General features: G+C 66.9%; 1 pseudogene. It reads left to right on the forward strand.

Features of this window, described 5'->3' with window-relative positions:
* A pseudogene (locus AC27IQ_RS25945) lies at nt 1-878 on the forward strand (type VI secretion system Vgr family protein); the annotation flags it as partial.

Here is an 878-nt window from a genome sequence, read left to right on the forward strand (position 1 = left end):
CAGAACAAGACCGTCCCCGACATCATCGAAGAGGTGCTCGGCAAATACGGCCACCCCCTGCAAAAGCGGCTCACGCGGGCGTATCGCAGCTGGGACTACTGCGTGCAGTACGGCGAGACCGACTGCGCCTTCGTCTCGCGCCTGATGGAGCATGAGGGCATCTACTACTACCACCAGCACAGCGCCGGCCAGCACATCCTGACCCTGGCCGACGACATCGTCGCCTCGCACAGCCCGCTGCCCGGGGCCGCCGTCATCCCCTTCTACCCGCCCGAGAAGGCCGCCGTTGCCGACAAAGAGAACATCCACGCCTGGGAGCTGCACCAGGCCATCCATTCGGGGCGGCACTACAACGACGACTACGACTTCAAGAAGCCGCGCGCGGACCTGTCCAACATGCGCCAGACCCCGCCGGGGCATGCGCACGACGCCCACGAAATCTACGAATGGCCGGGCGGCTACACCGAATTCGGTGACGGCGAAGCTTATGCCCGGGTGCGGCTGCAGGAAAGCCTCACCGGGCACAGCACCGTGCGGGGCCAGTCGCGCCACCGGGCGCTGGCCCCGGGCTACACCTTCACGCTGGAGAACTACCCGCGCGAGGACCAGAACCAGGCCTACCTGCTCACCGGTCTCGAATACCACTTCAAGGAAAACCCCCAGGTCAGCGCGCCGCGCCCGGCCCCAAGGGCACGCCGCAGGAAGAGGGGTCGTTCCAGAAATTCACCCTGCAAGCCCAACCCACCAGCCTGCCTTACACCCCTGAGCGCACCACGCGCAAGCCGCGCACCACCGGTCCGCAGACGGCGGTGGTGGTAGGCCCGCCCGGCGAAGAGATCTGGCCCGACCAGTACGGCCGCGTCAAGGTGCAGTTCCAC

The sequence above is a fragment of the Acidovorax sp. KPB24-07 genome, assembly GCF_057543315.1.